The 24309-nt window shown below is 72.9% G+C and carries 15 protein-coding genes and 3 pseudogenes; 11 read left to right on the plus strand and 7 right to left on the minus strand.

Annotated elements, in window-relative coordinates; all coding sequences use genetic code 11:
• Positions 1-72: 72 nt before the first annotated feature.
• Both ACZ6ZR_RS09065 and ACZ6ZR_RS09070 read left to right on the plus strand, forming a co-directional pair.
• Entirely contained in the window at positions 73-1497 is a 1425-nt protein-coding gene (locus ACZ6ZR_RS09065; RefSeq protein ID WP_465640929.1) for an endonuclease/exonuclease/phosphatase family protein, read from the plus strand.
• An 11-nt stretch (positions 1498-1508) separates the two neighbouring features.
• Positions 1509-3491, plus strand: coding sequence for a phosphocholine-specific phospholipase C (locus ACZ6ZR_RS09070; RefSeq protein WP_465640931.1), 1983 nt, complete (start codon positions 1509-1511; stop codon positions 3489-3491).
• A 9-nt stretch (positions 3492-3500) separates the two neighbouring features.
• Here the strand turns inward: ACZ6ZR_RS09070 and bla are convergent, their stop codons facing one another.
• The 3 genes from bla to ACZ6ZR_RS09085 are packed head-to-tail and all read right to left on the minus strand — an operon-like array spanning position 3501 to position 8390.
• The gene (bla, locus tag ACZ6ZR_RS09075; protein WP_465640933.1) at positions 3501-4400 is read right to left on the minus strand and encodes a class A beta-lactamase; all 900 of its coding nucleotides are present in this window, start codon (positions 4398-4400) and stop codon (positions 3501-3503) included.
• 46 nt (positions 4401-4446) lie between these two features.
• Positions 4447-7962, minus strand: a complete 3516-nt coding sequence (locus ACZ6ZR_RS09080) for a tetratricopeptide repeat protein (protein WP_465640935.1) — start codon at positions 7960-7962, stop codon at positions 4447-4449.
• On the minus strand, positions 7959-8390 hold the full coding sequence (locus ACZ6ZR_RS09085; protein ID WP_465640937.1) for a hypothetical protein: 432 nt from the start codon (positions 8388-8390) through the stop codon (positions 7959-7961). The genes ACZ6ZR_RS09080 and ACZ6ZR_RS09085 overlap by 4 nt, the downstream gene beginning before the upstream one ends.
• 233 nt (positions 8391-8623) lie before the next feature.
• Between ACZ6ZR_RS09085 and ACZ6ZR_RS09090 the strand changes: the two genes are divergently transcribed.
• Positions 8624-9343: a GNAT family N-acetyltransferase gene (locus ACZ6ZR_RS09090; protein ID WP_465640939.1), complete on the plus strand. Its 720-nt coding sequence runs from the start codon at positions 8624-8626 to the stop codon at positions 9341-9343.
• 67 nt (positions 9344-9410) lie between these two features.
• Positions 9411-10334 (plus strand): phytanoyl-CoA dioxygenase family protein, encoded by a 924-nt coding sequence (locus ACZ6ZR_RS09095; RefSeq protein WP_465640941.1) that lies wholly within the window; start codon positions 9411-9413, stop codon positions 10332-10334.
• A gap of 31 nt (positions 10335-10365) precedes the next feature.
• Here the strand turns inward: ACZ6ZR_RS09095 and ACZ6ZR_RS09100 are convergent, their stop codons facing one another.
• The gene (locus ACZ6ZR_RS09100; RefSeq protein WP_465640943.1) at positions 10366-12579 is read right to left on the minus strand and encodes an MMPL family transporter; all 2214 of its coding nucleotides are present in this window, start codon (positions 12577-12579) and stop codon (positions 10366-10368) included.
• Between the two features lie 296 nt (positions 12580-12875).
• Here ACZ6ZR_RS09100 and ACZ6ZR_RS09105 point away from each other — a divergent pair, with 296 nt between their 5' ends.
• The 5 genes and pseudogenes from ACZ6ZR_RS09105 to ACZ6ZR_RS09125 all read left to right on the plus strand — a co-directional run.
• A complete protein-coding gene (locus ACZ6ZR_RS09105; RefSeq protein ID WP_465640945.1) occupies positions 12876-14081 on the plus strand; it encodes a sensor histidine kinase in 1206 nt (401 codons plus the stop codon).
• Positions 14078-14788, plus strand: coding sequence for a response regulator (locus ACZ6ZR_RS09110; RefSeq protein ID WP_465640947.1), 711 nt, complete (start codon positions 14078-14080; stop codon positions 14786-14788). Before ACZ6ZR_RS09105 ends, ACZ6ZR_RS09110 begins: the two co-directional genes overlap by 4 nt.
• Before the next feature lie 81 nt (positions 14789-14869).
• Positions 14870-15871: a DUF4190 domain-containing protein gene (locus ACZ6ZR_RS09115; RefSeq protein WP_465640948.1), complete on the plus strand. Its 1002-nt coding sequence runs from the start codon at positions 14870-14872 to the stop codon at positions 15869-15871.
• Positions 15872-16202: 331 nt separating this feature from the next.
• Positions 16203-16742, plus strand: a pseudogene (locus tag ACZ6ZR_RS09120) (carbohydrate binding domain-containing protein); the annotation flags it as partial.
• A 216-nt stretch (positions 16743-16958) separates the two neighbouring features.
• Positions 16959-17921, plus strand: a pseudogene (locus ACZ6ZR_RS09125) (chitinase); the annotation flags it as partial.
• Here the strand turns inward: ACZ6ZR_RS09125 and ACZ6ZR_RS09130 are convergent.
• A pseudogene (locus ACZ6ZR_RS09130) lies at positions 17899-18764 on the minus strand (IS5 family transposase). The pseudogenes ACZ6ZR_RS09125 and ACZ6ZR_RS09130 sit on opposite strands and share 23 nt — an antisense overlap.
• Before the next feature lie 360 nt (positions 18765-19124).
• Here ACZ6ZR_RS09130 and ACZ6ZR_RS09135 point away from each other — a divergent pair.
• Positions 19125-21101, plus strand: a complete 1977-nt coding sequence (locus ACZ6ZR_RS09135; protein WP_465640949.1) for a DUF6528 family protein — start codon at positions 19125-19127, stop codon at positions 21099-21101.
• A 222-nt stretch (positions 21102-21323) separates the two neighbouring features.
• On the opposite strand, the gene ACZ6ZR_RS09140 is transcribed toward ACZ6ZR_RS09135, so the two are convergent.
• Positions 21324-22586, minus strand: a complete 1263-nt coding sequence (locus tag ACZ6ZR_RS09140) for an MFS transporter (RefSeq protein ID WP_465640950.1) — start codon at positions 22584-22586, stop codon at positions 21324-21326.
• Between the two features lie 205 nt (positions 22587-22791).
• Between ACZ6ZR_RS09140 and ACZ6ZR_RS09145 the strand changes: the two genes are divergently transcribed.
• The gene (locus ACZ6ZR_RS09145) at positions 22792-23787 is read left to right on the plus strand and encodes a LuxR C-terminal-related transcriptional regulator (protein WP_465640952.1); all 996 of its coding nucleotides are present in this window, start codon (positions 22792-22794) and stop codon (positions 23785-23787) included.
• Between the two features lie 30 nt (positions 23788-23817).
• On the opposite strand, the gene ACZ6ZR_RS09150 is transcribed toward ACZ6ZR_RS09145, so the two are convergent.
• The gene (locus ACZ6ZR_RS09150; protein ID WP_465640954.1) at positions 23818-24282 is read right to left on the minus strand and encodes a MarR family winged helix-turn-helix transcriptional regulator; all 465 of its coding nucleotides are present in this window, start codon (positions 24280-24282) and stop codon (positions 23818-23820) included.
• Positions 24283-24309 lie beyond the last annotated feature (27 nt).

A 24309-nucleotide genomic window follows, 5' to 3' on the forward strand; every position in this document is an offset into this window, starting at 1 on the left:
GGCTGAATGGGCCGGGTTGTACAGCCAACTCGACGAAGCCGCGCGCCCCCCGCTGCGGCGGACAGGACCCCCGTGGCCGCAGGTTCCTCCCTCAGCCTCTCCACGCCCTCGAATCCGGCCGAAGGCGACCGGCTCACCTTCCGCTGGACCACCGACGCCCCCGACGCCAAGAACTGGGTCGGCATCTACGACGGCACCCGGCTGCCCGGCACCGGCTCCTCGCTGCTGTGGAAGTACACCCCGGCCGCCTCCGGCGAGGTGCAGCTGGACACCTCGGCGCTGACCGACGGCCCGTACACCGCCTACCTGTTGGCCAAGGACGGCTACGGCGTCCTGGCGCGCAGCGCGCAGTTCTCCTTCCGGCCCCGCCCGGTCGCGCCGCGCCCGCACCTGGCGGTGGACGCGCTGACCGCGACCACCGCGGCGCCCTCGGCCGCGTTCCGGATCAAGCTCGGCGGGCTGTGGATGCTCGGCTCCTCGGCGCCGGTCTTCCGCAAGGTCGCCGGTGACTCCTGGCTCTCCGTCAGCGCCGACGGCACCGTCACCGGCACCGCCCCGAACGCACCGCTGCCTCGCCCCGCCGTGCTGACCGTCGGGGTCAAGGACGCGGCCGGGAACACCGACCAGCTCACCGTCCAGGTGCCGGTCAACTCCCGCAAGCCGCAGCTCAAGACGGCCACCCTCAACCTCTGGAAGGCGGGCGCCGGCACGGCGGACGCGCTGGAGAAGCAGCTGCGGGTGGTGCTCACCCAGGGCTGGGACGTGGTCGCCCTCCAGGAGACCGGCGGCACCGCCGCCCAGGCGCTGGCCGACGCGCTCGGCTGGTACGCGTACCAGAGCGCGGGCAGCGTCGGCATCCTGAGCCGGTACCCGCTGGCCGAGGTCACCGCCGCCACCGCCGAGCTGCCGGCCGCCGGGGTCACCGTGCAGCTGACGGGCGGTCGGGCGGTCCGGTTCTGGGCGGCCCACCTGGACGAGTCGGACTACGGCCCGTACGCCGTCCAGGACGGGCGCGGCGCCGAGGGCACCGTGGCGAGCGAGAACGCCTCCGCCCGGGGCCGGCAGGCGCTGGCGCTGGCCGCGCTGGTGAAGGCGGAGCTGGCGGCGCGCAAGCCGCTGCCGGTGGTGCTCGCCGCCGGGCTGGCCTCGCCCTCGCACCTGGACTGGACGCCGGCCACCGCCGCCGCGCACTCCGGCGTGGGGGCGCTGGCCTGGCCGGTGACGGTGGCCCTGCAGAACGCGGGCCTGGTCGACGCCTACCGCCTGGCCCACCCCGACCCGGCGGCCTCCCCGGGCGACACCTGGTCCGTCACCCGCCGCGTGCGCGGTGCGAAGCCGGAGCCGCAGGACCGGGTCGACCAGGTGCAGTTCGCCGGGAAGCTCACCCTGGTCGAGGCCCACACCCTGGCCACCGGCTGGCCCGCCCCCGAGCCCGACGCCGCCGCCAACGGCTGGCCCTCGGACACCGCCGCCGCCGTCGCCACCTTCACGATCTGAGAGGCCGCCAGATGACTCCCCAGCTCAGCCGCCGTTCCTTCGTCTCGGCCTCCGCCGCCGCTGCCGCCGCGGGGGTGATGGGCGGCGCGGGCCAGGCCGTCGCGGCGGACGCCTCTGCCGAGGCCACGAAGGCCAAGAAGCCCAAGCCCGGCACCGTCGCCGACGTGAAGCACGTGGTGATCCTGATGCAGGAGAACCGCTCCTTCGACCACTACTTCGGCACCCTCAACGGCGTGCGCGGCTTCGCCGACAAGCAGGCGCTGCAGTTCCCGGACGGCGGCAACGTGTTCCGCCAGCCCGACGCCGGGCGCAGCGACGGCGGCGTGATGCTGCCGTACCGGATGGACACCGCCAAGTACAACGCGCAGAACGCCGGCGGCCTCCCGCACGACTGGGCCACCGGCCACCAGGCCGTCAACAACGGCGCGATGAACAAGTGGATCGCCGCCAAGGGCGAGCGCGCGATGGGGTACTTCACCCGCGAGGACATCCCCTACCAGTTCGCGCTGGCCGACGAGTTCACCCTCTGCGACGCCTACTTCTGCTCGCTGGCCGGGCCCACCGACCCGAACCGCCTCTACCTGTGGACCGGCACGGCGGGCCCCGGCCGGGACGGCACCACCGGCCCGTGGATCGACAACACCCCGGTGACGGACAACCCGGTGGCCGACTGGACCACCTACGCGGAGCGCCTCCAGAGCGCGGGCGTGAGCTGGCGGGTCTACCACAACCCCAGCAAGGACGAGCGGACCGGCGACTACGACGACAACGCGCTCTCGTACTTCAAGCAGTTCCACAGCTTCCCGAAGGACGACCCGCGGTACGTCAACGCGATGACCAAGTTCGACCCCGCCGCCTTCGACGCCGACTGCAAGTCCGGTGCGCTGCCGACGGTTTCGTGGCTGGTCGCCCCGTACCTGTTCTCCGAGCACCCCAACGCCGGCCCGGCGTACGGCGCCCACTGGGTCAACACGGCGCTGCAGTCACTGATGTCCAACCCGGAGGTGTGGAACCACACCGTCTTCCTGGTGATGTACGACGAGAACGACGGCTACTTCGACCACATGGTGCCGCCCACCCCGGAGCCGGGCACCCCCGAGGAGTTCGCCCAGGGCCGCGCGATCGGCCTGGGCAACCGGGTGCCGCTCTGGGTCGCCTCCCCGTGGTCGCGCGGCGGATGGGTCAACTCCCAGGTCTTCGACCACACTTCGGTGGTGCAGTTCCTGGAGGTGGTGACCGGGGTCAAGGAGCCGAACATCTCCGACTGGCGCCGCACCATCTGCGGTGACCTGACCAGCTGCTTCGACTTCACCAAGCCGGACCACTCGATACCGGCCCTGCCCGACACCAACGCCCTGATGGCGCGGGCCGACGCGGGCGCCGGCCTGCCGGCCGTCAAGCTCCCGGCCGTCGGCGGCCAGTCGCTCCCGCCGCAGGAGCCGGGCGAGCGGCCGCACCGCAAGCTGCCCTACGGCCCCGGGGCGGAGGCGGTGGTGGACCGCGCCACCGGCAAGGTCACCTGCACCATGACCAACACCGGTACGGCGGGCTTCGCCTACACCGTGTACCCGAACGTCCGACTCCCGTTCACGGGGACGCCGTTCACCGTCCCCTCGGGTGCCTCGAAGACCTACGTCTGGGACGCCTCGGCCACCGACGGCCAGTACGACTTCACCGTGCACGGGCCCGACGGCTTCGTCCGCCGCTTCGCCGGGTCGGTGGTCCGGGCCGGGCAGGACGACGTGGCGGTGCCGGTGGTGGAGGCACAGGTGCAGCGCAACAGGGTCGCGCTGCACCTGCACAACGACGGCGGCACGGAGGTGTCCTTCACCCTCTCGGCGAACGACTTCGCCGGGCAGGCCCAGACCGTCTGGGTCGCCGCCGGGAAGCAGGCCACCGTCAACTGGCCGCTGGACAACGGCCGTTACGACGTCACCGTGACCGCTGCCACCGGCACCCGGTTCACCCGGCGGTACGCGGGCACGGTGCACTGACCCCGGCCGTCAGCCCAAGGCCTCGGCCACGACGGCGGCGGCCTCCGCGATCAGCGCCTCGTCGGCGGTGGTCTTCGGGTCCTGATGGGTGGTCAGGACGGTGACGGCGACCGGCCCCCGGCCGGGCGGCCAGGCCACCCCGGCGTCGTTGGCCGTGCCGTACGACCCGGTGCCGGTCTTCTCCGCCACCGTCCACCCCTTCGGCAGCCCGGCCCGCAGGCGGTTCCCGCCGGTGGTGTTGCCGAGCAGCCAACCGGTCAGCCGCTCGCGGCCGGCCCGGTCCAGCGCGCGGCCCGTGACCAGCCTCGCGTTGGTCCGGGCCAGCGCGCGCGGGCTGGTGGTGTCCGTCACCCGCCCCGGCTCGGCCGAGTTGAGCGCCGGCTCCCACCGGTCCAGCCGGGTCACCCGGTCGCCGAGCTCGCGGCAGAACCGGGTGACGGCCCCGGGCCCGCCCAGCTCCTTGAGGAGGAGGTTGGCGGCCCCGTTGTCACTGAACCGGATGGCGGCGTCGCAGAGCTGCTCCACCGTCAGCCCGTTGGCCACGTTCTCCGGCAGACCGGTGACGGGTGCGTAGCCGGAGTCCGCCGCCTCCTGCGCGGTGTAGTGGAGACGGCGCTCCAATTCGCTACCGGACTCGCGGAGGACGGCGGCGACCGCGAGGGTCTTGAAGGTCGAGCAGAGCGGGAACAGCTCGTCCGCCCGGTGCCGGACGGTGCGGCCGGAGTCGGCGGCGTACGCGTACACCCCGAGGCGGGCGCCGTGCCGCTCCTCCAGCGCCCGCAGCCGCTCGGTGACCTCGCCGCCGTCCCGCGCCTCGGCCCTCCCGGCCGGCAGGAGGGTGGCGGCCGTCACCAAGGCGGCCCCGCCGATCATCTGACGCCGGCTCGGTCCCCGAAGCGTGCTGTGCATGTCCATGCACTCCAGGACGCCGATCGGGCCCGAACCGTTCCCGTTCTCAGCCGGACGGGTGCGACGGGCCGAGCGCAGCGCCCACCAGTGCCTGTAGGCCCAGAGCGGCTCGGAGGCCGTCGGCCGTCTCGGGCACCGTGTCCAGGTGACGGCCGTACCTCTCGGCCGCCTCCACCGCCGCCTCGAGCGCTCCGGGGAGATCGCCCGCCTCCGCCCGGCAGGCGCCCAAGGTGGTCAGCGCGTTCGCGAGGTTGGGCCCGTACACGTCGGCGCTGCCGGTACCCGGGCCGGTCAACCGCCGGTAGAGCTCGACCGCCCTCCCGGAGGCCCGGAGCGCCTCCGACCACCGGTCCGCTTTGATGAGCCGGCTCGCGTAGTCCGCCAGCACGGCGGCCAGGTGGGGCGTCGTGGTGCCGATGCCCCCGGTCGCCGGGTCCTCCAGGCGCTCGTACACCTCGGTGGCTCGGGCCAGTACCGTCAACGTCTCCGCCGGCCGGTCCGTGTGCCACAGCTGAAGACTGAGGTTGGACAGGGAGGTGGCGAGGCCCGCGTCGTGGGGTGTGGGGCCTTTCGGGGAAGGGCCCGTCAGCCGCTCGTACACGGCGACGGACCTCGCGCCGGCCTCGGCCGCCTCGGTCCAGCGGCCCAGCTTCGCCTGATAGGCACCCAGGTTGCCGAGGGCCTGGGCGAGTTCGGCTTCGTGGGTGGCGGCCGGGTCGCTGAGCCGCTCGTAGGTCTCCACCGACCTGACGGTGACCTGGAGCGCCTCCTGCCACTGGTCGCTCTCGGAGTACTGGGCGGCGAGTGCGCGGGCGAGTTCGGCCTCGTGGGCGGCGGGGTTGCCGGTGACCGGATCGGCGAGCCGCTCATACAGCTGCACCAACCTGACGGTGACCTGGAGCGCCTCCGCCGCCCGGCCCGCCGCGGCGAGGTAGTCGCTGAGGTTGCCGAGTGCGCGGGCGAGTTCGGCCTCGTGGGCGGCGGGGTTGCCGGTGACCGGGTCGGCGAGCCGTTCATACAGCTCCACGGCTTCGAGGCTTGCCCGTAGGGCGTCCAGGTGCCGGCCCACGGCGGTGAGTCGGATGGCGAGGTTGTACAGCCCGGCGGCGAGTTCGGGTTCATGGGCGGCGGGCCTTCCCGTCTCCGGGTCGGCCAACTGGCGCCGGATCCGTACCGCCGCCGCCGTCACCGTCAGGGCCTCGGTCTCCTCGCCGACGTGGCCGAGCTGGATGCCGAGATTGGACAGGGCGGTGGCGAGGTTGGGCTCGTGGGTGGCCCGGTTGCCGGTGATCGGGTGGGCCAGTTGCTCGTACAACTCGACGGTCTCGCGGGCGACTTCCAGTGCCTCCGCGTGCCAGCCGAAGTCGGAGAGTCGGAGGCCGAGGTTGCCGAGCGCGGCGGCGAGCTTGGGTTCATGGGCGGCGGGGTTGCCGGTGAGCGGGTCGGCGAGTCGCCGGTATACCCCGACTGCCTCGCGCGTTACCTCCAGTGCTTCGGACTTCCTTCCTGCCTCGGCGAGTTGGACGCCGAGGTTGGTCAGCGCTCCGGCGGACTCGGCTTCGTGGGCGGCGGGGTGCCCGGGTGCCGGGGGTGGTAGTCGCCGGTACACCTCCACCGCTTCGAGGCTGGATTCCAACGCCTCGGCCTTCCGGCCCACCCGGAGGAAATAGGCACCGAGGTTGGCCAGTGCCACCGCGAGCGAGGCCTCGTGGTCGCCGCTGGCCAGGGTGATCAGTCGTCGGTGGAGCTCCACTGCCTCTGCCGTGACCTCCAACGCCTCGTCCCACCGGCCTACTTGGGCGAGGTGCACGCCCAGGTGCGACAGTGCGTCGGCGAGGTGCGGTTCGTAGGCCATGGGGTCGAACTCGGCGAGGAGTCGCCAGAGGTCCAGGGCATTCTGCCCCATGGTGAGTGCGCCGTCGTGCAGTCCGGCGTAGTGGAGGCGGCGGGCGACGTTGTCGTTGATGGCGGCGTGGGTCACCGGGTCCGGATCGAGGCCGAGCCTGTGTCGGGCCAGGGTGAGGGTGATGGCGGCGATGCCGATGTCGAGGTCGGTGTGCGGGCCGGCGGGCAGATGCGGTTCCAGCGCCTCCAGGACGGTGATGTCGAGGTGCTCGAACTTGGCCAGCGTGACCAGGGCGGCGCTTCCGGCCAGCGTGGCCAGCTCGGGGTGTTCCTTGAGCAGGGGGAAGAGCTGACCGGTGGCGACGTGGGGCCAGCGGCGGGCGGTCTCGATCAGCACCGCCAGGGCGTCACCGGCCCAGGGGGCGGCGGGCTCCTCGGGGGTGGAGCGGCCGGCCAGGAGGCGTCGGGCGAGTCGATGGGCCCAGTCGTCGGTGGCCGCTTCGGGGAGGGGGTGGACGCCCTCCGGTCCGGCCGGGGTCATCATGGCGATGAAGTCCTCGCCGAGACGGTCCGGGTACAACGGCTCCAGTACCGTGTCGGAACGCGTCGCCGGGTAGCAGTGCTGGTGGTCGTCCAGGAGCGTGTTGGCGGCGGTGACGGAGTCGGCCAGCCCGGCCCTGCGCAGCGCGTTCCAGCCGTGCGGGTCGCGGGCCAACGGGCGGGTGAGGGTGGCCGTGAGGACCGCCCGGCCCATCGCGACCGGCCCCGTGGAGACCGACTGCTTCTCGTGGAGCTCGCCCCAGTACCTGCGTTCGCGTCTGAGGAGGTAGGCCGAGGCGCGGGCCGGGTTGCCGGGAGCGGATTCCTCCCGCAGGGCGGCGTCGACAGCGGCCAGGGCCGCGATGTGGACGGTCAGTACCTGGGCGTAATCCTCGTCGCGCTCCAGGTCGGGTGGTTCGCCGACCTGGTCGGCCCGGTCGGCGGGCAGGCCGAGATGGCGGGCGAAGCTGTCACGAGCCTGGGCGAACAGGTCGGCCCGGTCGGTGGTGGCGGTGGCCAGGGAAGACAGGGGGTGACGGTCCGTCGGAACGTCCAAGCGGTCACCGATCCACGTCTCGAGGCCGTCCCACCAGGTGCCGGCAGGTCGTGCCAGCAGGAGGATCCGCACCGGTGTCGTGCCACGGTGCGCGAAGGGTTCCCGGAGCAGCCGGCGTAGTTGGGAGATTGGCCAGCGTTCGGCGTAGTCGACCACCAGGAGGGTTCCGCGCACGGCATCCGGAGAGCCGCTTGTGGCCACCGCCTCCGTGTCGGTCTCGTTCACCACCGCCTGCCACACCGCCCACCCCGCCCAGCGGCTGAGCTCCACGAAGCGTGCGGCCAGGCGGGTCTTGCCCTGCCCGCCGGGGCCGTGGACCAGCCGCACGGCCAGCCGGTCGGTCGGATCGTCGCGCCAGCGCGCCAGAGCGTCGAGGTCCTCCTCCCGGCCGATGAAGGGCACCACCTCGTGCGCGGCCCGGAGCAACCGCGACGGCTGCGCGGCCAGCCCTCGGGGCGACACCGGCGCCGACCCGGACGGGAACTCCTCGATCCGGTACTCGGGCCGCCAGTGGTAGACGAACTGGACGTTCTGCGTCGCACGGTCACCGGCCACGAAGGCGGTCGGCCCCTGGAAGGTGTTGCCGTGCACGGCGCCCTGACCGAGGGTGGGGCTGCTCACTCCCCGGAACCGAAGCGGACGTCCTGCCGGTTGTGGTTCCCGAGCTGGAACGCGGTGGGGCCCCGGAAGACGTTGCCCGACAGCACGGTGCCGCCGCCCTGCGGAGGTGCCGCCCACCGCAGCAGCTCCTCCAGCTCGGCGACAGCCGCGCCACGGTCGTCCAGCCCCTCCAGCAGGGCTTCGATCCGGGTCTGCCAGCCGGCCTCCTGACGGATCGTCACCCGGTCCACCTGATCGGGCCCGGCCGTCGTCAATTCGTCGGCCGTCCGGTCCAGCCGCTCCAGCTCATGCACCTCGCGTGCCGCGTCCCTGCGGCCGAACCAGCGCGCGAGTCGTCCCCGCAGTTCGTGCCAGAGGTCGGTGCCCACTGCCTGCACCACCGCGGTTCCCCCTGACATCGCCAATGCGGTCAGCGCTTCGTCCAGCATGGACACCCCTCTCGTCTGCGCGAGTTGTGACAGTAATCCCACTCCGGCACCCGCAGGTCGATTTCGCCGCAGTTGCTCCGGAACGCGGACGGCTACGTCCTGATTCCGTAACAGGGAGGTGGTCGTTCACGGGGCTCCCGGAACGATCTTCTAGGGTCGGTCGTATGGGTATTTCTGTTGCTGATGTCGCCGCCGCGAGTGCCGCCTGGGTGTGGGAACCGGACAATGCCGAGGTGGTCGGGACCGACGGCTACCGGATGGTGCGGCTGCCCGAGTACTACGACTTCGACCTCTCGGTGGTGTCGTTCACGCCGAGCGGGCCGCTGGGGGCGGCGGTCGACGGGGTGGTGGCCAGGGCGCGGGAGTTCGGGGTGCCGGTGCTCGACTGGCAGGTGCTGATCGGGCACCCGGCGGGGCTGGCGGAGGAGTTGGTGGCCAGGGGCGGTCGGGTGAAGCTGATGCTGGAGGTGCTGGCGGCGGACCTCGGCCAGGGCGCGCCGGAGCTGCGGGAGCCGGAGGCCGGGGTGGAGCTGCGGTGGGCGACGGACGTCGCCACCTCGGCGGGCGGGGCCGCGGTGGCGGTGACCGGATTCGGCGGTGAGATGCCGCCGCGGACGCGGATCGAGGCCGCGGCGGAGCGGAACGCGCGGACCGTCCCGGCGGGGGAGGGCGGCACGCTGGTCGCCCTGGTCGGCGGCGAGGCGGTCGGCACTGGCGGGGTCGAACTGGTCGGCGGCGTCGCCCGGTTGACGGGCGGGGTGGTGGCGCCGGCCTGGCGGGGGAAGGGCGTGTACCGGGCACTGCTGGCGGCCCGGCTTGCGTACGCGGCGCGGCACGGGGCCGGAATGGCCCTGGTGAAGGCCAACCCGGCCACCTCGGGCCCGATCCTGCGCAGGGCGGGGTTCACGGGGTACGGCCAGGAGCCGGTGTACGCCGTACCGTTGGCCGGATGACGCCGTCGGCGGCGGGCCGGGCGGTAATGCGCGGGCGCGGGCGGGCGGAGGTGTGGACCCTGGGGGGATGACTTCCGACGACGTACGGGCGGACTTCCGCGAGAACGGCTTCGTGATCCTCCCCGGCTATCTGTCCTCCGACGAACTGGCCCCGGCAATGGGCGAATTGGGGATGCTGTACCCCTCACCGGCGGGGTACCACGAGCGGACCGACCCGAGGTGGGAACGGTTCCCGGGCGACGAGTTCGCCGGCATCGACCAGTTTCCGTTCGCCAGTACCGAGTTGAGCCTGCTGGCGGTGCACGACCGACTGGTCGGCCTCGCCCGGGAGCTGCTGGACGACGAGGACCTGAGGATCTACGGTGCCGAGTCCTGGGCCAAGTTCACCGGCGCGAACGACTACGACCAGGAACTGCACCGGGACTACCTGAACCACACCTTGATGGTGCCGGCCGGCGAGACCGTCCTCGAGCAGGTGGAGTTCTTCGTCTTCCTGGTCGACGTCCCCGAGGAGCTCGGGCCGCCCCACCTGCTCTCCGCCCGGCACACCCGCGACCTGCCGGCCAGGCCCAACTGGTACCCGCGGGGCGGTGGTCACGGCGACGCGGACGGTTTCGTCGCCCCGGAGGGCAGCCCCGACCTGTACGCCGCCGAGGTCTCGGCCGCCGGACCGGCCGGGACCGTCGTGGCCTTCCACCCCGGCACCTTCCACCGCGGCACCGCTCTGGGCGCCCCCGGCGGCGCCCGCTACAGCATGCAGCTCTGCTTCCGCCGCGCCGTCGCGGAGTGGGGCCAGCGCCGGGGCTGGGTCGTCGCGAGCCACGAGCCGGACTGGTACCGCTTCGTCGGCCGCGCCACTCCGGGCCAGCTCGCCCTGTTCGGCTTCCCGCCGCCGGGCCATCCCTACTGGACGCCCGAGACGATCGCCGGGACGGCCCTGCGCTACCCGGACCTGGACCTCGGCCCGTGGCGGGGGGCGGCGCTCACCTGAGCCGCCGCCCCCCGCCACGGACCCGCGGTCCTCAGTGCCGGTGCGTGTACTCGGCCGGCCGGGCCTCGTGGACCTCGGGCGCGTACCCCGGGGTGGCCGGGGTCGCGTGCTTCGGGCGCTGGCGCAGCGGCCACCAGAGGGAGCGGCCGAGCAGGGCGGCGAGGGCCGGGACGAGGGCGAGGGAGAGGACGAAGGCGGAGAGCAGGATGCCGAGGGTCAGGGCGAAGGCCACCTGGGCGCTGCCGGGGGTGGTGGCGAGGGAGGCGAAGGAGCCGGCCAGGACCAGGCCGGCGGTGGCGATGGCGGGGGTGGTGTGGCGGACGGCGCGGGCGACCGCGGCGCGGGCGGGGCCGGGCTGGTGCATCTCCTCGCGGATGCGGTCGGTGATGAGGATGTTGTAGTCGGTGCCGAGGGCCACCACGAAGAGGAAGAGGACCAGGGGGAGGGTGAAGTTGACGCCCGGTTCGCCCAGGCCGTGCTGGAAGAGCAGGGTGGAGGCGCCGAGGGTGGCGGCGAAGCCGAGGCCGACCGCGAGCATCAGGACGACGGGGGCGAGCAGGCTGCGCAGCAGGAGGAGCAGGATCAGGCCGATCAGGGCGGCGGCGACCGGGAAGACCAGCCGCAGGTCGCGGTCGACGGCGTCGGAGACGTCGGCGAAGATCGCCGCGGTGCCGCCCACGTGGGCCTCGGTGCCGCCAGGGGTGTTGGCGGCGACGGTGGCGCGGACCGGGCCGGAGGCCAGTTCACGGGCGCGGTCGCTCTGCGCGTCCGCCGTCAGGTAGAGGTCGATCCGGGCGGCCCGGCCGTCCGGGGAGAGCACCGGCGGGGCGACCTGGCCGACACCCTCGGTGCGGGCCAGCGCCTTTGACAGACCGTCGAACTTGGCGGGGTCGAGGGAGGAGCCGGTGAGGTAGACGCTGGTGGGGTCGGAGACGCCGGCCGGGAGGGCGCGGGCGATCTCGGCGGCGGTGGCGGCGGCCGGGGTGGTGGAGGTGGCGCCGCCCTGGCCGTAGTCCATCCGGATGCCGACGACGCCGGCGGCCAGCGCGGTGAGCAGGACGACGGACCCGAGCAGGACCGCCAGCGGGCGGCGGGCCACCAGCAGGCCGAAGCGCTCGGCGGTGGAGCCGGCCGCGGGCTGGCGGCGCAGGGCGCGGGAGGGCCAGAACATCTTCCGGCCGCAGGCGGCCAGCAGGGCGGGCATCAGGGTGAGGCTGCCCAGCAGCATCACCAGCACCGCGACGGCGATCGCCGGGCCGAGCGAGCGGAACTGCCCGAAGCTCGCCACGCCCAGGGTCGCGAAGGCGGCCACGATGGTGAGCGCCGCGGAGGTGATGGCGGTGCCGACCCGGCCGGAGACCTCGGCGGCGGCCTCCCGGGCGGGCTGCCCGGGCCGGGAGCGCAGCTGCTCGCGGAAGCGGAAGAGCAGGAAGAGCAGGTAGTCCACGCCGATGCCGAGCAGCACCACCGAGATCAGTCCGGGCGTGCTCGTGTCCAGCCGAAGACCCGTCAGGATGGCCATCCCGGCCACCGCCCCGGTGGCCACGCCGCCGATGAAGGAGACCGCGAGGAGCGGCAGCAGGGCGGCCAGCACGCTGCGGAAGACCAGCACGTTGAGCAGCACGATCAGGCCGACCACCAGGGCGCCGCCGACCACGGTGGCGGTCCGGTTCGCCTCGGTGGTGTCGGAGGTCTCGGCGAGCGCCCCGGTGTAGCCGCTGCGCAGCCCGTCGGCGGCGAAGCGGGCCCGGGCGTCGTCGCGGAAGGTGCGGAAGACCTTCTGCACGCCCTCGTCGCTCTGAGTGCCCGTCAGCTCGACGGTGAGCAGGTCGAAGGAGCCGTCGGGGGCCTGGACGGCCGGGGCGACCCGGGGGGTCTGCGAGCGGTCCGGGACGAGGAACGCGGGCTCGTCCTCCTTGCGGGGCATCTCCACCCGGTGCGCGGCCAGCTCGGCCGAACGCGCCGTGATCCGCTTCCGGTCGGCTGCCGTGAGCGGCTTGCCGTCGGCGCGGGCCACCAGGACGGTCACCGTGGTGGCGTCCGGCCGCAGCCCGAAGTTCTCCTCGGCGATCCGCAGCGCGGCGGCGGAGTCGTAGGTCCGGGGCAGGAAGTCACCGGTGCTGGACTGGGTGACGCGGGAGAGCAGCATCGGGCTGAGCATGGTGAGGCCGATGCCCAGGACGACCCAGAAGGCGATCACCCGCCAGGGATTCCTGGTCGAGTACCCGGTCAGTGCGCGGATCACGTGTTCCTCCGGCGGACCGCTGCGAGCGGTCCGGTTCGAGTGTTTGCGAGTGCTGGTGCCGGGGGTTTCCGGCCTGGTCACAGCCCATCAGCCGGAAGGGCCCCCGGGCGTCGTGGCAGCGGACGATCCGTGACGGGGCCTCAGCTCCCCGGGGCCGCCCGCACCCGGGACCGTGGTCCTGGTCCGGCGGCCCGGCGATCAGCCGTGGGGACCATGCCCGGCACTCCGGGGCGCTGACAGAATGGGGGCGTCGGCGCTGATCAGTACGGTGCGGCAGCGATTGCGGAAGGACGGACATGAGCGGGCGAGCACACGCCGGGACCCACCCCGGGAGCGCGGTGGAGGCGGAAGGGGTGCCCTGGACGCACGCCGACGCCATGGTGGCCGCCGGGGCGTGCGTGCTCGACGTGCTCAGCTACGTGTTCTTCGGCAGCCCCTCCGGCGACTACCAGGTGAGCGTGCTGGGGCTCCTCCTGGTGGCGGTGGCCGCCCTGCCGCTGCTCTTCCGCCGCACCCACCCGGTGGCGATGCTCACCGGCGTCGTGGCGCTGCACGTGACGGCCACCCTGGTCCTGCGGCTGCCCACCCACTTCGGTGCGGCCCTGATCGTCGGTGTGTTCTCGGCCGCCCGCGTCTGCCGGCTCCGGGTGACGGTGGGCATGAGCGTGGTGGCGGCGGCGCTGATCTCCTGGAGCCAGAACCACGGCCGGGACGTCATGTGGCAGGAGAGGATCAGCCCGACCCTCTCCGTGCTGATCGTGGTCTGCGCCGCCCTGGCGGTGAACCGCTGGCAGCGCGAGGTGGCGGCCAACCGGCAGCTGCTCGCCGACCGTGCGGTGGCCGACGAACGGCGCCGCATCGCAAGGGAGTTGCACGACATCGTGGCCCACCACATCACCACCATGCAGCTGATGGCCGGCGGTGCCCGGGCCAACCTCGCCAACCCCGAGGTGGCCCGCGACGCCCTGGTCACCCTGGAGTCCTCCGGCCGGCTCGCGCTGCGCGAGATGCGCCAGCTGCTCAACGTGCTGCGCACTGGCGACGAACCGGACGACGCCCCCTCCGCCCCCCAGCCCGGCGTGGCGGACCTCGACCGGCTGGTCGCCGAGTCCGACCGGGCCGGGCTGCCCGCCGGGATCACCGTCGACGGCGCGCGCCGCGCCCTGCCGCCGACCGTCGGCCTGACGGTGTACCGGATCGTCCAGGAGGCGCTGACCAACGCCCGCAAGCACGCCGGACCGGCCCGCGCCGAGGTGCGGCTGACGTACCGTCCGGAGTCGGTCGAGGTCAGCGTCCGGAACGACGGCGCGGGCCTGGCACCGGAGTCCGGGAGCCCGGCCGGGTACGGTCTGATCGGGATGCGCGAGCGGGTCGCCCTGCACGGCGGCACCCTGACGGCCGGTCCGCTGCCGGAGGGCGGCTACGCCGTCCTCGCCGAGCTGCCGCTGAGCCCGGCCGAGACCGCCGAGGCCGCCGTCCAGAACGGGGAGGAGAACCGATGACCGGCCAGCAGGTGATCAGGGTGCTGATCGTGGACGACCAGCCGCTGGTGCGGCGCGGTCTCTCGCTGATCCTCTCGCCCGACCCGGCCGTCGCGGTGGTCGGCGAGGCCGAGGACGGCGAACAGGCCGTCGCCCGGGCCGTGGAGCTGCGCCCCGACGTGGTGGTGATGGACATCCGGATGCCCGTCCTGGACGGCGTCGGCGCGACCGAGCGGCTCGCCCGGGAGCTGCCCGAGGCCCGGGTGCTGGCCCTCTCCACCTTCGACATGGACGAGTACGTGGTGGCCGCGCTGCGCGCCGGCGCGTACGGCTTCCTGCCCAAGGACGTCTCCCCGGAGGACCTGGCCGCCGCCATCCGCACCGTCCACGCCGGAGAGGCGGTGGTGGCGCCCCGGCTGCTCACCCGCCTGATCTCCAGTCACGTCCGGGCCTCGCCCGGCGCCGTCGCGGTGCCGGCCGCCGCCGCGGAGGGCGGCGCGGCCGGGGACCTGACGCCCCGTGAGGTGGAGGTCTGGCGCCTGATCGCCGGGGGGCTCGACAACGCCGCCATCGCGCAGGCGCTGGAGATCAGCCAGTCCACGGTGAAGAACTACATCACCAGCATCTTCGGCAAGCTCGACGTCCGGGACCGCGCCCAGGCGGTGATCGCGGCCTACGAGTCCGGCCTGGTCACCGCGCGGGGTGGCGCGGGCGGCGAGGGCCGTTAGTCGGGAGCGGACCGACGGTGCGGGCCGCTGTCGTCGCGGGGCCGCGTACCAGCGGACCCCTGCCCACGAGGAGCCCCGGCGTTGTCATCGGTCCCCGACCAGCAGTCCAGCCCCACCACCGTTGCCGCCGCCGCCCGTTCCCACCCGCCGGCGCCCGGCAAGGACCGCAGGGCCACCGCCGCGCTGGTGGCCGGAGCCCTGGGCTTCACCGGCATCGGGGTGGTGGCGGGCATCGCCTTCGGGGTGGCCGCGCTGCGCGCCATCGGCAACAACCCGTGGCAGGGCCGCAGCCGGGCGATCCTGGGGCTGTGCCTGTCCGGCTTCTGGATCCTGGTGCTGTCGCTGGTCGTCCCTGAGGTGCTGGGCAGTGCCCGGGGCAACGGCACGGTGCTGGTCTCCGAGCTGACGAGCGGTCAGTGCGTGGCGCAGCTGGGCCGGGACGGCGTGGTTCCCCTGACGGTCAGCGTGGTGCCCTGCGACCGGCCGCACCTCGCCGAGGTCACCGGGGAGGCCATCCTGCCGGGGCCCTCGTACCCCGAGGACGCCGTGGTCCGGCGGCACTGCCTCAGCGTCCACTACGACTACGCGCCAGACCGGGCGGCCCTGCCCGAGGACGTGGCGCCCGGCGCGGTCGGCCCGGTGAACGGCACGCGCGCGCTCTGCCTGGTCCGGTCCGAGCAGCCCCGGACCGGCTCCGTCCGGCAGGACCCGAAGTCCTTCTCCGCCGAGCAGAACGCCTACTTCGCCGCCACCCGCAGCGTCGAGCAGGCCCTGACCCTGGCACCGGACGGTACGCCGGCCGAGGCGCCGGAGGAGTTCCGCGCGTGGGCCCAGCGGCTGGTCGACGCCACCGACACCACCCGGCTCGCGCTCGACCGGACCACCTGGAGCGAGCCGCTGCGGCCCGCCGTCGCCAAGTACCGCGCCGAGGTCGAGCAGATCGCCCGCTGGGGCCGTGTCCCTGCGCGCCGACCCGAAGGCCGAGGCGGCCGGGGCGGCCGCCGGGGGACTGGCCGACCTCGGGCCCGGGCCCGCCGACGGCGAACTGCGCACCGCCCTCGGCCTGAAGGCCTGAAGGCCTGACTCCGTCCGAAGTCGCTCGACTCCGGCCGGGGTCGAGCGGGTGGGTCCCGGTGCTCGCGCCACGCGGGCCCGTACCTCTCCCAACGGCCCCGGGCCCGGCTCCTCTTGACGGAGTGCCACCCCAGCGCGGTGCTGAACTTCGGTGGATCGTCCGAGCTCGCCGGGGGCGCGCACCTGGCGATTGGTCCAGACCTATTGACGTGCCCTTTCCCGCGCTCCTACGATCCGGTCCGGCACATCCCCACATGTCCCCCCACCTCACCCACGGCCGGGCGTCGCGCCCCCACGCGTCGACAGTTCCACGACGCCCCGGCGGGAAAGGGAGCACACCATGTTCCGTCGGAGGTCCCGTACTCCGCGTCCGCCGGGCGGTCCCCGCCCCGAGGCGGAGCGCGCCCCGCAGCCCGCCCGGACCAGCCACGCCCGGCCCGCCCCGAACCTCGCCCGGCGCACCCTGGCGGGCGTCAGCGCCGCAGCCGTGGTCGGCGCCGGCCTCGTGGTGGCCGGCTCGGTCACCGCCGGGGCGGCCGCCCCCAACCTGGTGGCCAACCCCGGCTTCGAGAGCGGACTCTCCGGCTGGACCTGTACGGCCGGCTCCGGCGCGGCGGTCACCAGCCCGGTGCACGGCGGCAGTTCGGCGCTCAAGGCCACGCCCAACGGCCAGGACAGCGGCCAGTGCAGCCAGACCATCAGCGTGCAGCCCAACTCCCAGTACTCGCTGAGCGCTTGGGTCCAGGGCAGCTACGTCTACCTCGGCGCCACCGGCAACGGCCTGACCGGCACCACCTCCACCTGGACCCCGAGCAGCGCGTCCTACGGCCAGCTCGCCGTCAACTTCGGCACCGGCGCGAGCACCACCTCGGTGACCATCTGGGTGCACGGCTGGTACGGCCAAACCGCCTACTACGCCGACGACTTCGCCCTCACCGGCCCCGGCGGCTCCAGCCCCTCGCCGTCGGCCAGCCCCTCGCCGTCGACGAGCCCCTCCACGAGCCCCTCGCCGTCGACCAGCCCCTCCACGAGCCCCTCGCCGTCGACCAGCCCGTCCACCAGCCCGTCCCCCTCCACCAGCCCCTCGCCGAGCGGCACCGGTGACACCTGCGCGACGAAGCCCAAGCCCTCGGGCAAGGTCCTCCAGGGCTACTGGGAGAACTGGGACGGCGCCTCCAACGGCGTTCACCCGGGCATGGGTTGGGTGCCGATCACGGACAGCCGGATCGCCGCGCACGGCTACAACGTCATCAACGCCGCCTTCCCGGTGATCCTCTCCGACGGCACCGTCCTGTGGCAGGACGGCATGGACGCGGGCGTCAAGGTCTCCACCCCCGCCGAGATGTGCCAGGCCAAGGCAGCCGGCGCGACGCTCCTGATGTCGATCGGCGGCGCCGCCGCCGGCATCGACCTGAGCTCCAGCACGGTGGCCGACAAGTTCGTGGCCACGGTCGTGCCGATCCTGAAGAAGTACAACTTCGACGGCATCGACATCGACATCGAGACCGGCCTCTCCGGCAGCGGCAGCATCACCTCGCTCTCGGCCTCGCAGTCCAACCTGATCCGCATCATCGACGGCGTGCTCGCCCAGATGCCGGCCGGCTTCGGCCTCACCATGGCCCCCGAGACCGCGTACGTCACCGGCGGCAGCGTCACCTACGGCTCGATCTGGGGCTCGTACCTGCCGATCATCAAGAAGTACGTCGACAACGGCCGCCTGTGGTGGCTCAACATGCAGTACTACAACGGCAGCATGTACGGCTGCGCCGGTGACTCCTACCAGGCCGGCACGGTGGAGGGCTTCACCAAGCAGACCCAGTGCCTGAACAACGGCCTCACCATCCAGGGCACCACCATCAAGGTCCCGTACGACAAGCAGGTCCCCGGCCTCCCGGCCCAGCCCGGCGCGGGCGGCGGCTACATGGCCCCCAGCCTGGTCAGCCAGGCCTACGGCTCCTTCGGCGGCCAGCTGAAGGGCCTGATGACCTGGTCCATCAACTGGGACGGCTCCAAGGGCTGGTCCTTCGGCGACAACGTCAAGGCCCTGCAAGGCCGTTGACCCCGCCCCGCTGACCCCGTCCCGTTGACCCCGCCCCGCTGAACCCCTGCCCCGTCCCCCTCGGCAGGCCCCCTGCGCCCCGGTGTACCGGCCCCAACCGGTCCACCGGGGCGCAGGGCCGTCCGGGTGCGTCGAACCTGGTCGCAACCGCGGAAGACCTTCAGCTTGTTGATCGCCCGTTCGACGGTGTTGCGCTTCTTGTAGCGGTCCTTGTCGAAACTGGGCGGCCGGCCGCCGGCCCTGCCACGTCTGACCCGGTTGGCGGCCTGATCGGCTTTCTCCGGGATGACGTGCCGGATTCCTCGTCTGCTCAGGTGACGACGGGTTCGGCGGTTGCTGTAGCCCTTGTCCGCGCTGACGCTGTCCGGCTTCGTACGAGGCCTGCCGCAGGTCAGCCTCGGCACGCGGATCTTGTCCATGACCGGCTCGAACCGGGTGCGGTCGGCGCACTGCCCGGGCGTGATGACCAGTGAGAGCACGCGGCAGCAGCCGTCCGCACTCAGATGGACCTTGGTGGTGAACCCGCCGCGCGAGCGGCCGAGCGCCTCACCTCCCGCACCACCTCCGCCAGCCGGTCGATCAGGTCCGCCCGGATCCGAGCGGTTTTGACCGTCTGCGCGGAGCCCCCTATGAGGACGGGCGGCGGAGCGTGCCGGGCACCGTCTTCCACGGACCGTACCGCTTCGGCAGATCACGCCACGGCACGCCCGTCCGGATCCGGTACAGCACCCCGTTCACGACCTGGCGATGGTCCCGCCACCTGCCGCAACGCCCGTTGCCCACCGGGGGAAGCGGCGCCGGGCGCTCCCGCTGCGCATCCGTCAGATCACTACTGCTCCCCATGGTCATATCAACGACTCAACTGATCGCCAGGCCACTGTCTGGGCGATCTGGCCACCTTTTGAGCCATTACGCCCCACCGCGCCGAGGTATGCATGGGCGGCCATGGCCGACGTGATGTGCCGGCGCCAGTCTGTCGGCCGCCTATGCGCTCGCCCTGCAGTAGCGATGCGAACCGTCAACTTTACGTGCGGCCTTCTCCCTTGAGGATTCCTTCTCGCCGGAAGCCCGGCTTCGCGGCGGCCGGCCTCCCGGTGCCGGGCATGTCCGCGGCGCCGACAGACGAGTGCGGAAGATCGCCAATGCCATGATCACGACCCGCGTGATCAATTAGCGTTCATATGAAGATACTTGGGGAATTTGATGGGAAAGGCACGATTTGTTCGGCCGATCTTGGTCGTGGTGGCGCTCACGGCGTCGATGCTGACCCTGGGGGGCCGGACAGCCGAGCCGGCGCAAGCGGCGAGCACCGACTACTGGATAGTCGCGGGTGACCAGGCCAGCAATTCGCTGATCGCCTATGACCCGCGGGTGGACTCGATGCCGGCCACTGGGTCGACGTGGCAGCCGACGGTGGACAATGGCTTCAAGCCGCAGGAGATTTCGGCGTTCGGGCTCGTGAGCGACTTCAAGCTGCGGAACACCTCGGCCGGCCAGCGGATGGTCGTCACGGCCAGCAACGGGTTGGCGGCGATCGTCACCTACCCCAAGGGGCAGAAGGTGTGGTCGGCCAACCTGGGCGAGGACAACCTGCACAGTGCGGAACTGCTGCCGAACGGCAACATAGTGGTGGCGTCCAGCGACAAACTCACTACGACGCCGACCGGGGGGCGTGCTGCGACGTGGAAGAACGGGTTCCTCAGGGTCTACGCGTCCTCGCAGGGGGCGGACAACACCACCTACGCGGAGTACCCGCTGAACGAGGCGCACGGCGCGCTCTGGGATCCGACCTCCGACCGGCTCTGGGCAATCGGTTACAACGGTGCCGTCAACACCAGCGTGCCCTTTCTGGACTCCTTCGCCATCACCGGGAGCGCCGCGCAGCCGCACCTGACCCTGGACAAGCAGATCAACTTGTCGGACGCAGTGCACGACACCGCTCCCCACGACCTGACTGCGGATCCGAACGACTCGAACGTGCTTCTGCTGAGCACGGGGACGAAGACATGGTCGTACGACAAGCGGTACAACAGCTTCACCCCGCTCGTCGCGGCCAAGGATGTCAAGGCAATCAGCGCGCAGCCGTCAGGTCAGCTGGTGATGACACAGCCGGACAAGTCCAAGCAACCGGCGGGCGGCTGCGCCGCCAACGACTGGTGCACCGACACCATCGACTTCTACACCCCGGTCAAAAACCCGGACGGCTCCGTCAGCAGCTACACGCACACCTCGCACCAGGTGACCAATGCCCGGTTCTACCGCGCACGCGTGTGGCACCCGACCTACAACGCCGTCGGCGACGCGACGCACGGCCCGGTCTCCGACGGCGCCGTGTCCGGCGGCCTGCGGACTCCGGCGGTGATCGACCCGAACACCCGGATCTCGCAGATCAGCGCCGCCGCGCTGCCCAACGGGACGGTGCACGTGCAGACCCTGGTCCCCGGCGCCGGAGTCTGGGACCGCACCCGCAACACCGACGGCACGTGGTCGGCGTCGACCCAGATCGACGCCAACCCCGCGATCACCGCGATCAGCTCGGCGGCACTGCTCGACGGGACCTTGCACGTCCAGACGCTGGTCCCCGGCGCCGGAGTCTGGGACCGCACCCGCAGCGCCACCGGAACGTGGTCCAGCTCGACCCAGATCGACCCCGACGGCCAGACCTCGCGGATCAGCGCCGCCGCGTTGCCCGACGGCACGATGCACGTGCTGACCGTCGTCCCCACCCTCGGAGTGTGGGACCGCACCCGCACCCCGTCGGGTAGCTGGTCGAACCGGACGCAGATCGTAGTGGACTGCGCCTGGAACGACGCCAGCGACCCGTGCATCACCGACGTGAGCGGGGCAGCCCGGGCGGACGGTAGTTTGCACGTCCAGATCCTGAAGCCGGGTGCCGGGGTGTCCGACCTGACCTGGGCCGAGGGAACCTGGCCGGTGGTGCCCACGGTCGTGGACCACAACCCGTCCATCACGCGCATCGCCGCGAGCACCATGTCGGACGGCACCACGCACCTGGAGGCAATCGTCCCCGGCTACGGCATCTGGGACCGGACGCTCGCCCCTGGCGCGACGTCATGGGCGGTGAGCGCCGCACAGATCGACCGCAACCAGTCCGACTTCGCCGTCTACAGCGCGGGCCTGCCGGACGGATCGCTCCACGTCGGCAGCGCCGCGTACTGACGCGAGCAGCCGAAGACGGGCGTAGGGCCTTGATGCCCGGCCTCACCTTCAGTTGAGCAGAGCAGAGCAGAGCAGAGCAGGAAAGGCAGTGCACGGGCGTCCGCGGGCTCGTTCTTGTCAGCGAGCAGATCGAACGCGAGTCCGGTCGATCATGTGCGCGTGTCGTGGTTCGGACGGCATCGCTCGTGATCGACCGGACAGCTTCCAGGTCCGCTAGGGCCGCTAGGGCCAGACGGCGGCGCGGATGTGACGGTTGCGCAGGCCGTGGACGGCCGCCGCGGTCTGCAGGACCGCCAGCGCCGCGAGGGTCCAGCCGGTACCCGCGACCTGCATCAGCAGACCGGCGAGCAGGGTGCCCAGCGGGGGGCCGACGCTCAGCGTGGTCATCACCGCGACGATGGTCCGGCCGCGCCGCTCCTCCGGGACCTGACGCAGCACCAGGATGTCGATCAGCACCCGCAGTGCCGGGACGGTCAGGGTCGCCAGCAGCAGGGCCCCGAAGACCCACCAGGGCCCGAACGGCGCGGCCAGGGCCGTCACCGCCACCGCGACCACGGCGCAGACCCGCACCAGCAGCGCCCCCGGCGCCAGCCGGCGGTGCAGCGGGCCGACCAGCCGTGAGCCCAGCAGCACGCCGACGGCGGAGCCGGTGAGCGCGAGGCCGATCAGGGCCGAGGGGGTGTGCCGTGCCTCCAGGCCGACCACCACCGTGAGGGTGGCGGCGGTGAGCACCAGGTAGAAGGTGCCGATCAGCAGCATCGCCGCGCGCAGCACCGGGGTGCGCCAGAGCTCCAGTACACCGGCGAACATCCCGCCGTCCTGCTGGGCTGCGGCCGCCCCGTCCCGGCCCGGTGCGTCCGTCCGTGCGGGCATCCGGACCAGCAGGGTGCAGAGCAGCGAGGCCGTGAAGGTCAGCGCGCAGGCCGCGAACGGCAGCAGGCGGCCGATCCCGTACAGCGTCCCGCCGACCGCCGGGCCGACCAGGCCGGCCGCGCCCTCCCGGACCTCGTCCTGGGTGAGTGCCTGGGTGAGCTGCGAGGGCGGGACCACCGCCCGCACCAGCAGCATCCGGACCGGCCCGCCCAGCGCGGCCCCCGCCCCCAACAGGACGGCCACCGCCATCAGGTGCGTGACGCTCGCCCGGCCGAGCCAGAGCGCCACCGCCACCGAGGCCGCGCCCACCGCCCGGACCGCCTCGGCGCCGATCAGCATCCGGCGGTGGTCCCAGCGGTCGATCATCCGGCCGATCGGCAGCCCGAGCAGGACGTTGGCCGCCGCCTGGACGAAGCCGAACAGCCCGGCGAGGGCGGGGGAGCCGGTGAGCGCGAGCACCAGCAGCGGGAAGGCCACGTCCACCGCCTCTACGCCGAGGGTGGTGCTGGTGGCGCCGATCCAGAGCAGTTGGAAGCGCAGGTTGCGGCGGAGCGGGACCTCCGGCTCCGTCCGGGGCGGGGCGAGGAAGTCGGCGACGGGGGTACTGGACATGGGCAGAGCTCTCCTGACGGAGTGACGGGCGGGGAGTGGATCGGCGGACCGGGCCGGCCGACCACCCCACTGTGGCCGGGAGCGGTGCCCGTCCGGAAGATCACCGGCGAGGACGGAACATGCAACGGCAGGAGTCGGCCACCCCGTGGTCCACTCCGGGCCGGGTCTAGGATCGTCCGGATCGAGGCCGGACCGGGGGGTACAGATGCTTGAGTCACTGGGGGTGGAGGCGCAGGACGAGCGCACCTACCGCGCGCTGCTGGCCCGTCCGGCCGACGGGGCCGAGCAGTTGGCGGAGGCGCTGGGCCTCGGGCCGGAGGCGCTGCGCTCCGGGCTGGACCGGCTGGTGCAGCTGGAGCTGGTCCGCCCCTCGCCGCACGCCCCTTCGGGCTTCCGGGCGGCCCGCCCGGAGAGCGCCATGGAGGCCCTGCTGGCCCGCCAGCAGGCCGAGCTGGCGGCCCATCAGCTGAGGGTCGACCAGTCCCGGGCCGCCGCGGCGCGGCTGATCGCCGACTGCGCGGCCGCCGGTGAGGGGGTGGCGGGTGGTGCCTACGAGGAGCTGATCGGGATCGAGGCGGTCCGCGAGCGGCTGGACGAGATGGCGTGGACGGTCGAACGGGAGATGCTCACCTTCGCACCGGGTGGCGGCCATACCGCCGAGGACCTGGCGGCCTCCCGCCGGACCAACCTCCGGATGATGGACCGGGGCGTCAAGAGCCGCACCGTCTACCTGGACAGCATCCGCAACCACCAGCCGACCGTGGACCACGTGCACTGGCTCGCCGAACGCGGCTGGCAGGTCCGGACGGTGCCGACCCTGCCGGTCCGCATGATCGTCTACGACGGCCGGACGGCGGTCCTCCCCGTCGACCCCAACGAGGGGTACCGGGGCGCGGTGGTGCTGACCGGCGCCGGTGTGGTCACCGCCCTCCAGGCGCTGTTCGAGACGGTCTGGGCCACCGCCGTGCCGCTCGGCACCGGAGCCTCCCCGTCGGACGGCGGGATGTCGTCCCAGGAACGCGCCGCCATGACCCTGCTCGCCCAGGGCCACACCGACGAGGCGATCGCCAAGCGGCTCGGGGTCTCCGTGCGCACCGCCCGGCGGGTGGCCGCCGACCTGATGGAGCGTCTGGACGCCCGCAGCCGCTTCGAGGCGGGCGTCCACGCCGTCCAGGACGGCTGGCTCCCCGCCACGCGCTAGCTGGCCAGCGCCGGCCGGGAGCGGCTGGGCTCACGCGGAGTGGCGGCGGATCTCCTCGGTGGCCTCGCGGAAGGCGGGGGCGGCGTGGGTGAAGTAGTCGAACAGGACGGCGCGTTGCTCGGGGGTGTAGCGGTCGAGGACCCGGGCCAGGTGGTGGCGGGTGGGGGTGACGGCCTCGACGATGCGGGGGATGGCCTCGGTGACGGGTTCGACGACGACCTTGCGGCGGTCGGCCGGGTCGGGGGTGCGGCGGACGAAGCCGGCCCGTTCGAGGCGGTCGATCAGGCGTGTGGTGGCGCCGGTGGTGAGGCCGGTGAGGGTGGAGAGTTCGCCGGAGGTGAGGTTGCCGGCCAGGGCGAGTTGGCTGAAGGCGTACCACTCCGAGGGCTGGAGGCCGACCGCGGCGGCGGCGGCCATCGCGTTGAGCCCGACCGCGTCCAGGTAGGCGCGGAAGGTCTCGTGTTCGTCGCCCGGTGCGGGCTCGGTGGTTGCCATGGTGCGGCGATCCCCTTACATTTATCT

The organism is Kitasatospora sp. NPDC088742, from assembly GCF_055584905.1.

Bases quoted from the DNA above. Each gene is read 5' to 3' on its own strand.
- ACZ6ZR_RS09070 (WP_465640931.1), top strand. From the start codon at position 1,509: ATGACTCCCCAGCTCAGCCGCCGTTCCTTCGTCTCGGCCTCCGCCGCC.
- bla (WP_465640933.1), bottom strand. From the start codon at position 4,400: ATGCACAGCACGCTTCGGGGACCGAGCCGGCGTCAGATGATCGGCGGG.
- ACZ6ZR_RS09085 (WP_465640937.1), bottom strand. From the start codon at position 8,390: ATGCTGGACGAAGCGCTGACCGCATTGGCGATGTCAGGGGGAACCGCG.
- ACZ6ZR_RS09095 (WP_465640941.1), top strand. From the start codon at position 9,411: ATGACTTCCGACGACGTACGGGCGGACTTCCGCGAGAACGGCTTCGTG.
- ACZ6ZR_RS09105 (WP_465640945.1), top strand. From the start codon at position 12,876: ATGAGCGGGCGAGCACACGCCGGGACCCACCCCGGGAGCGCGGTGGAG.
- ACZ6ZR_RS09110 (WP_465640947.1), top strand. From the start codon at position 14,078: ATGACCGGCCAGCAGGTGATCAGGGTGCTGATCGTGGACGACCAGCCG.
- ACZ6ZR_RS09135 (WP_465640949.1), top strand. From the start codon at position 19,125: ATGGGAAAGGCACGATTTGTTCGGCCGATCTTGGTCGTGGTGGCGCTC.
- ACZ6ZR_RS09140 (WP_465640950.1), bottom strand. From the start codon at position 22,586: ATGTCCAGTACCCCCGTCGCCGACTTCCTCGCCCCGCCCCGGACGGAG.
- ACZ6ZR_RS09145 (WP_465640952.1), top strand. From the start codon at position 22,792: ATGCTTGAGTCACTGGGGGTGGAGGCGCAGGACGAGCGCACCTACCGC.
- ACZ6ZR_RS09150 (WP_465640954.1), bottom strand. From the start codon at position 24,282: ATGGCAACCACCGAGCCCGCACCGGGCGACGAACACGAGACCTTCCGC.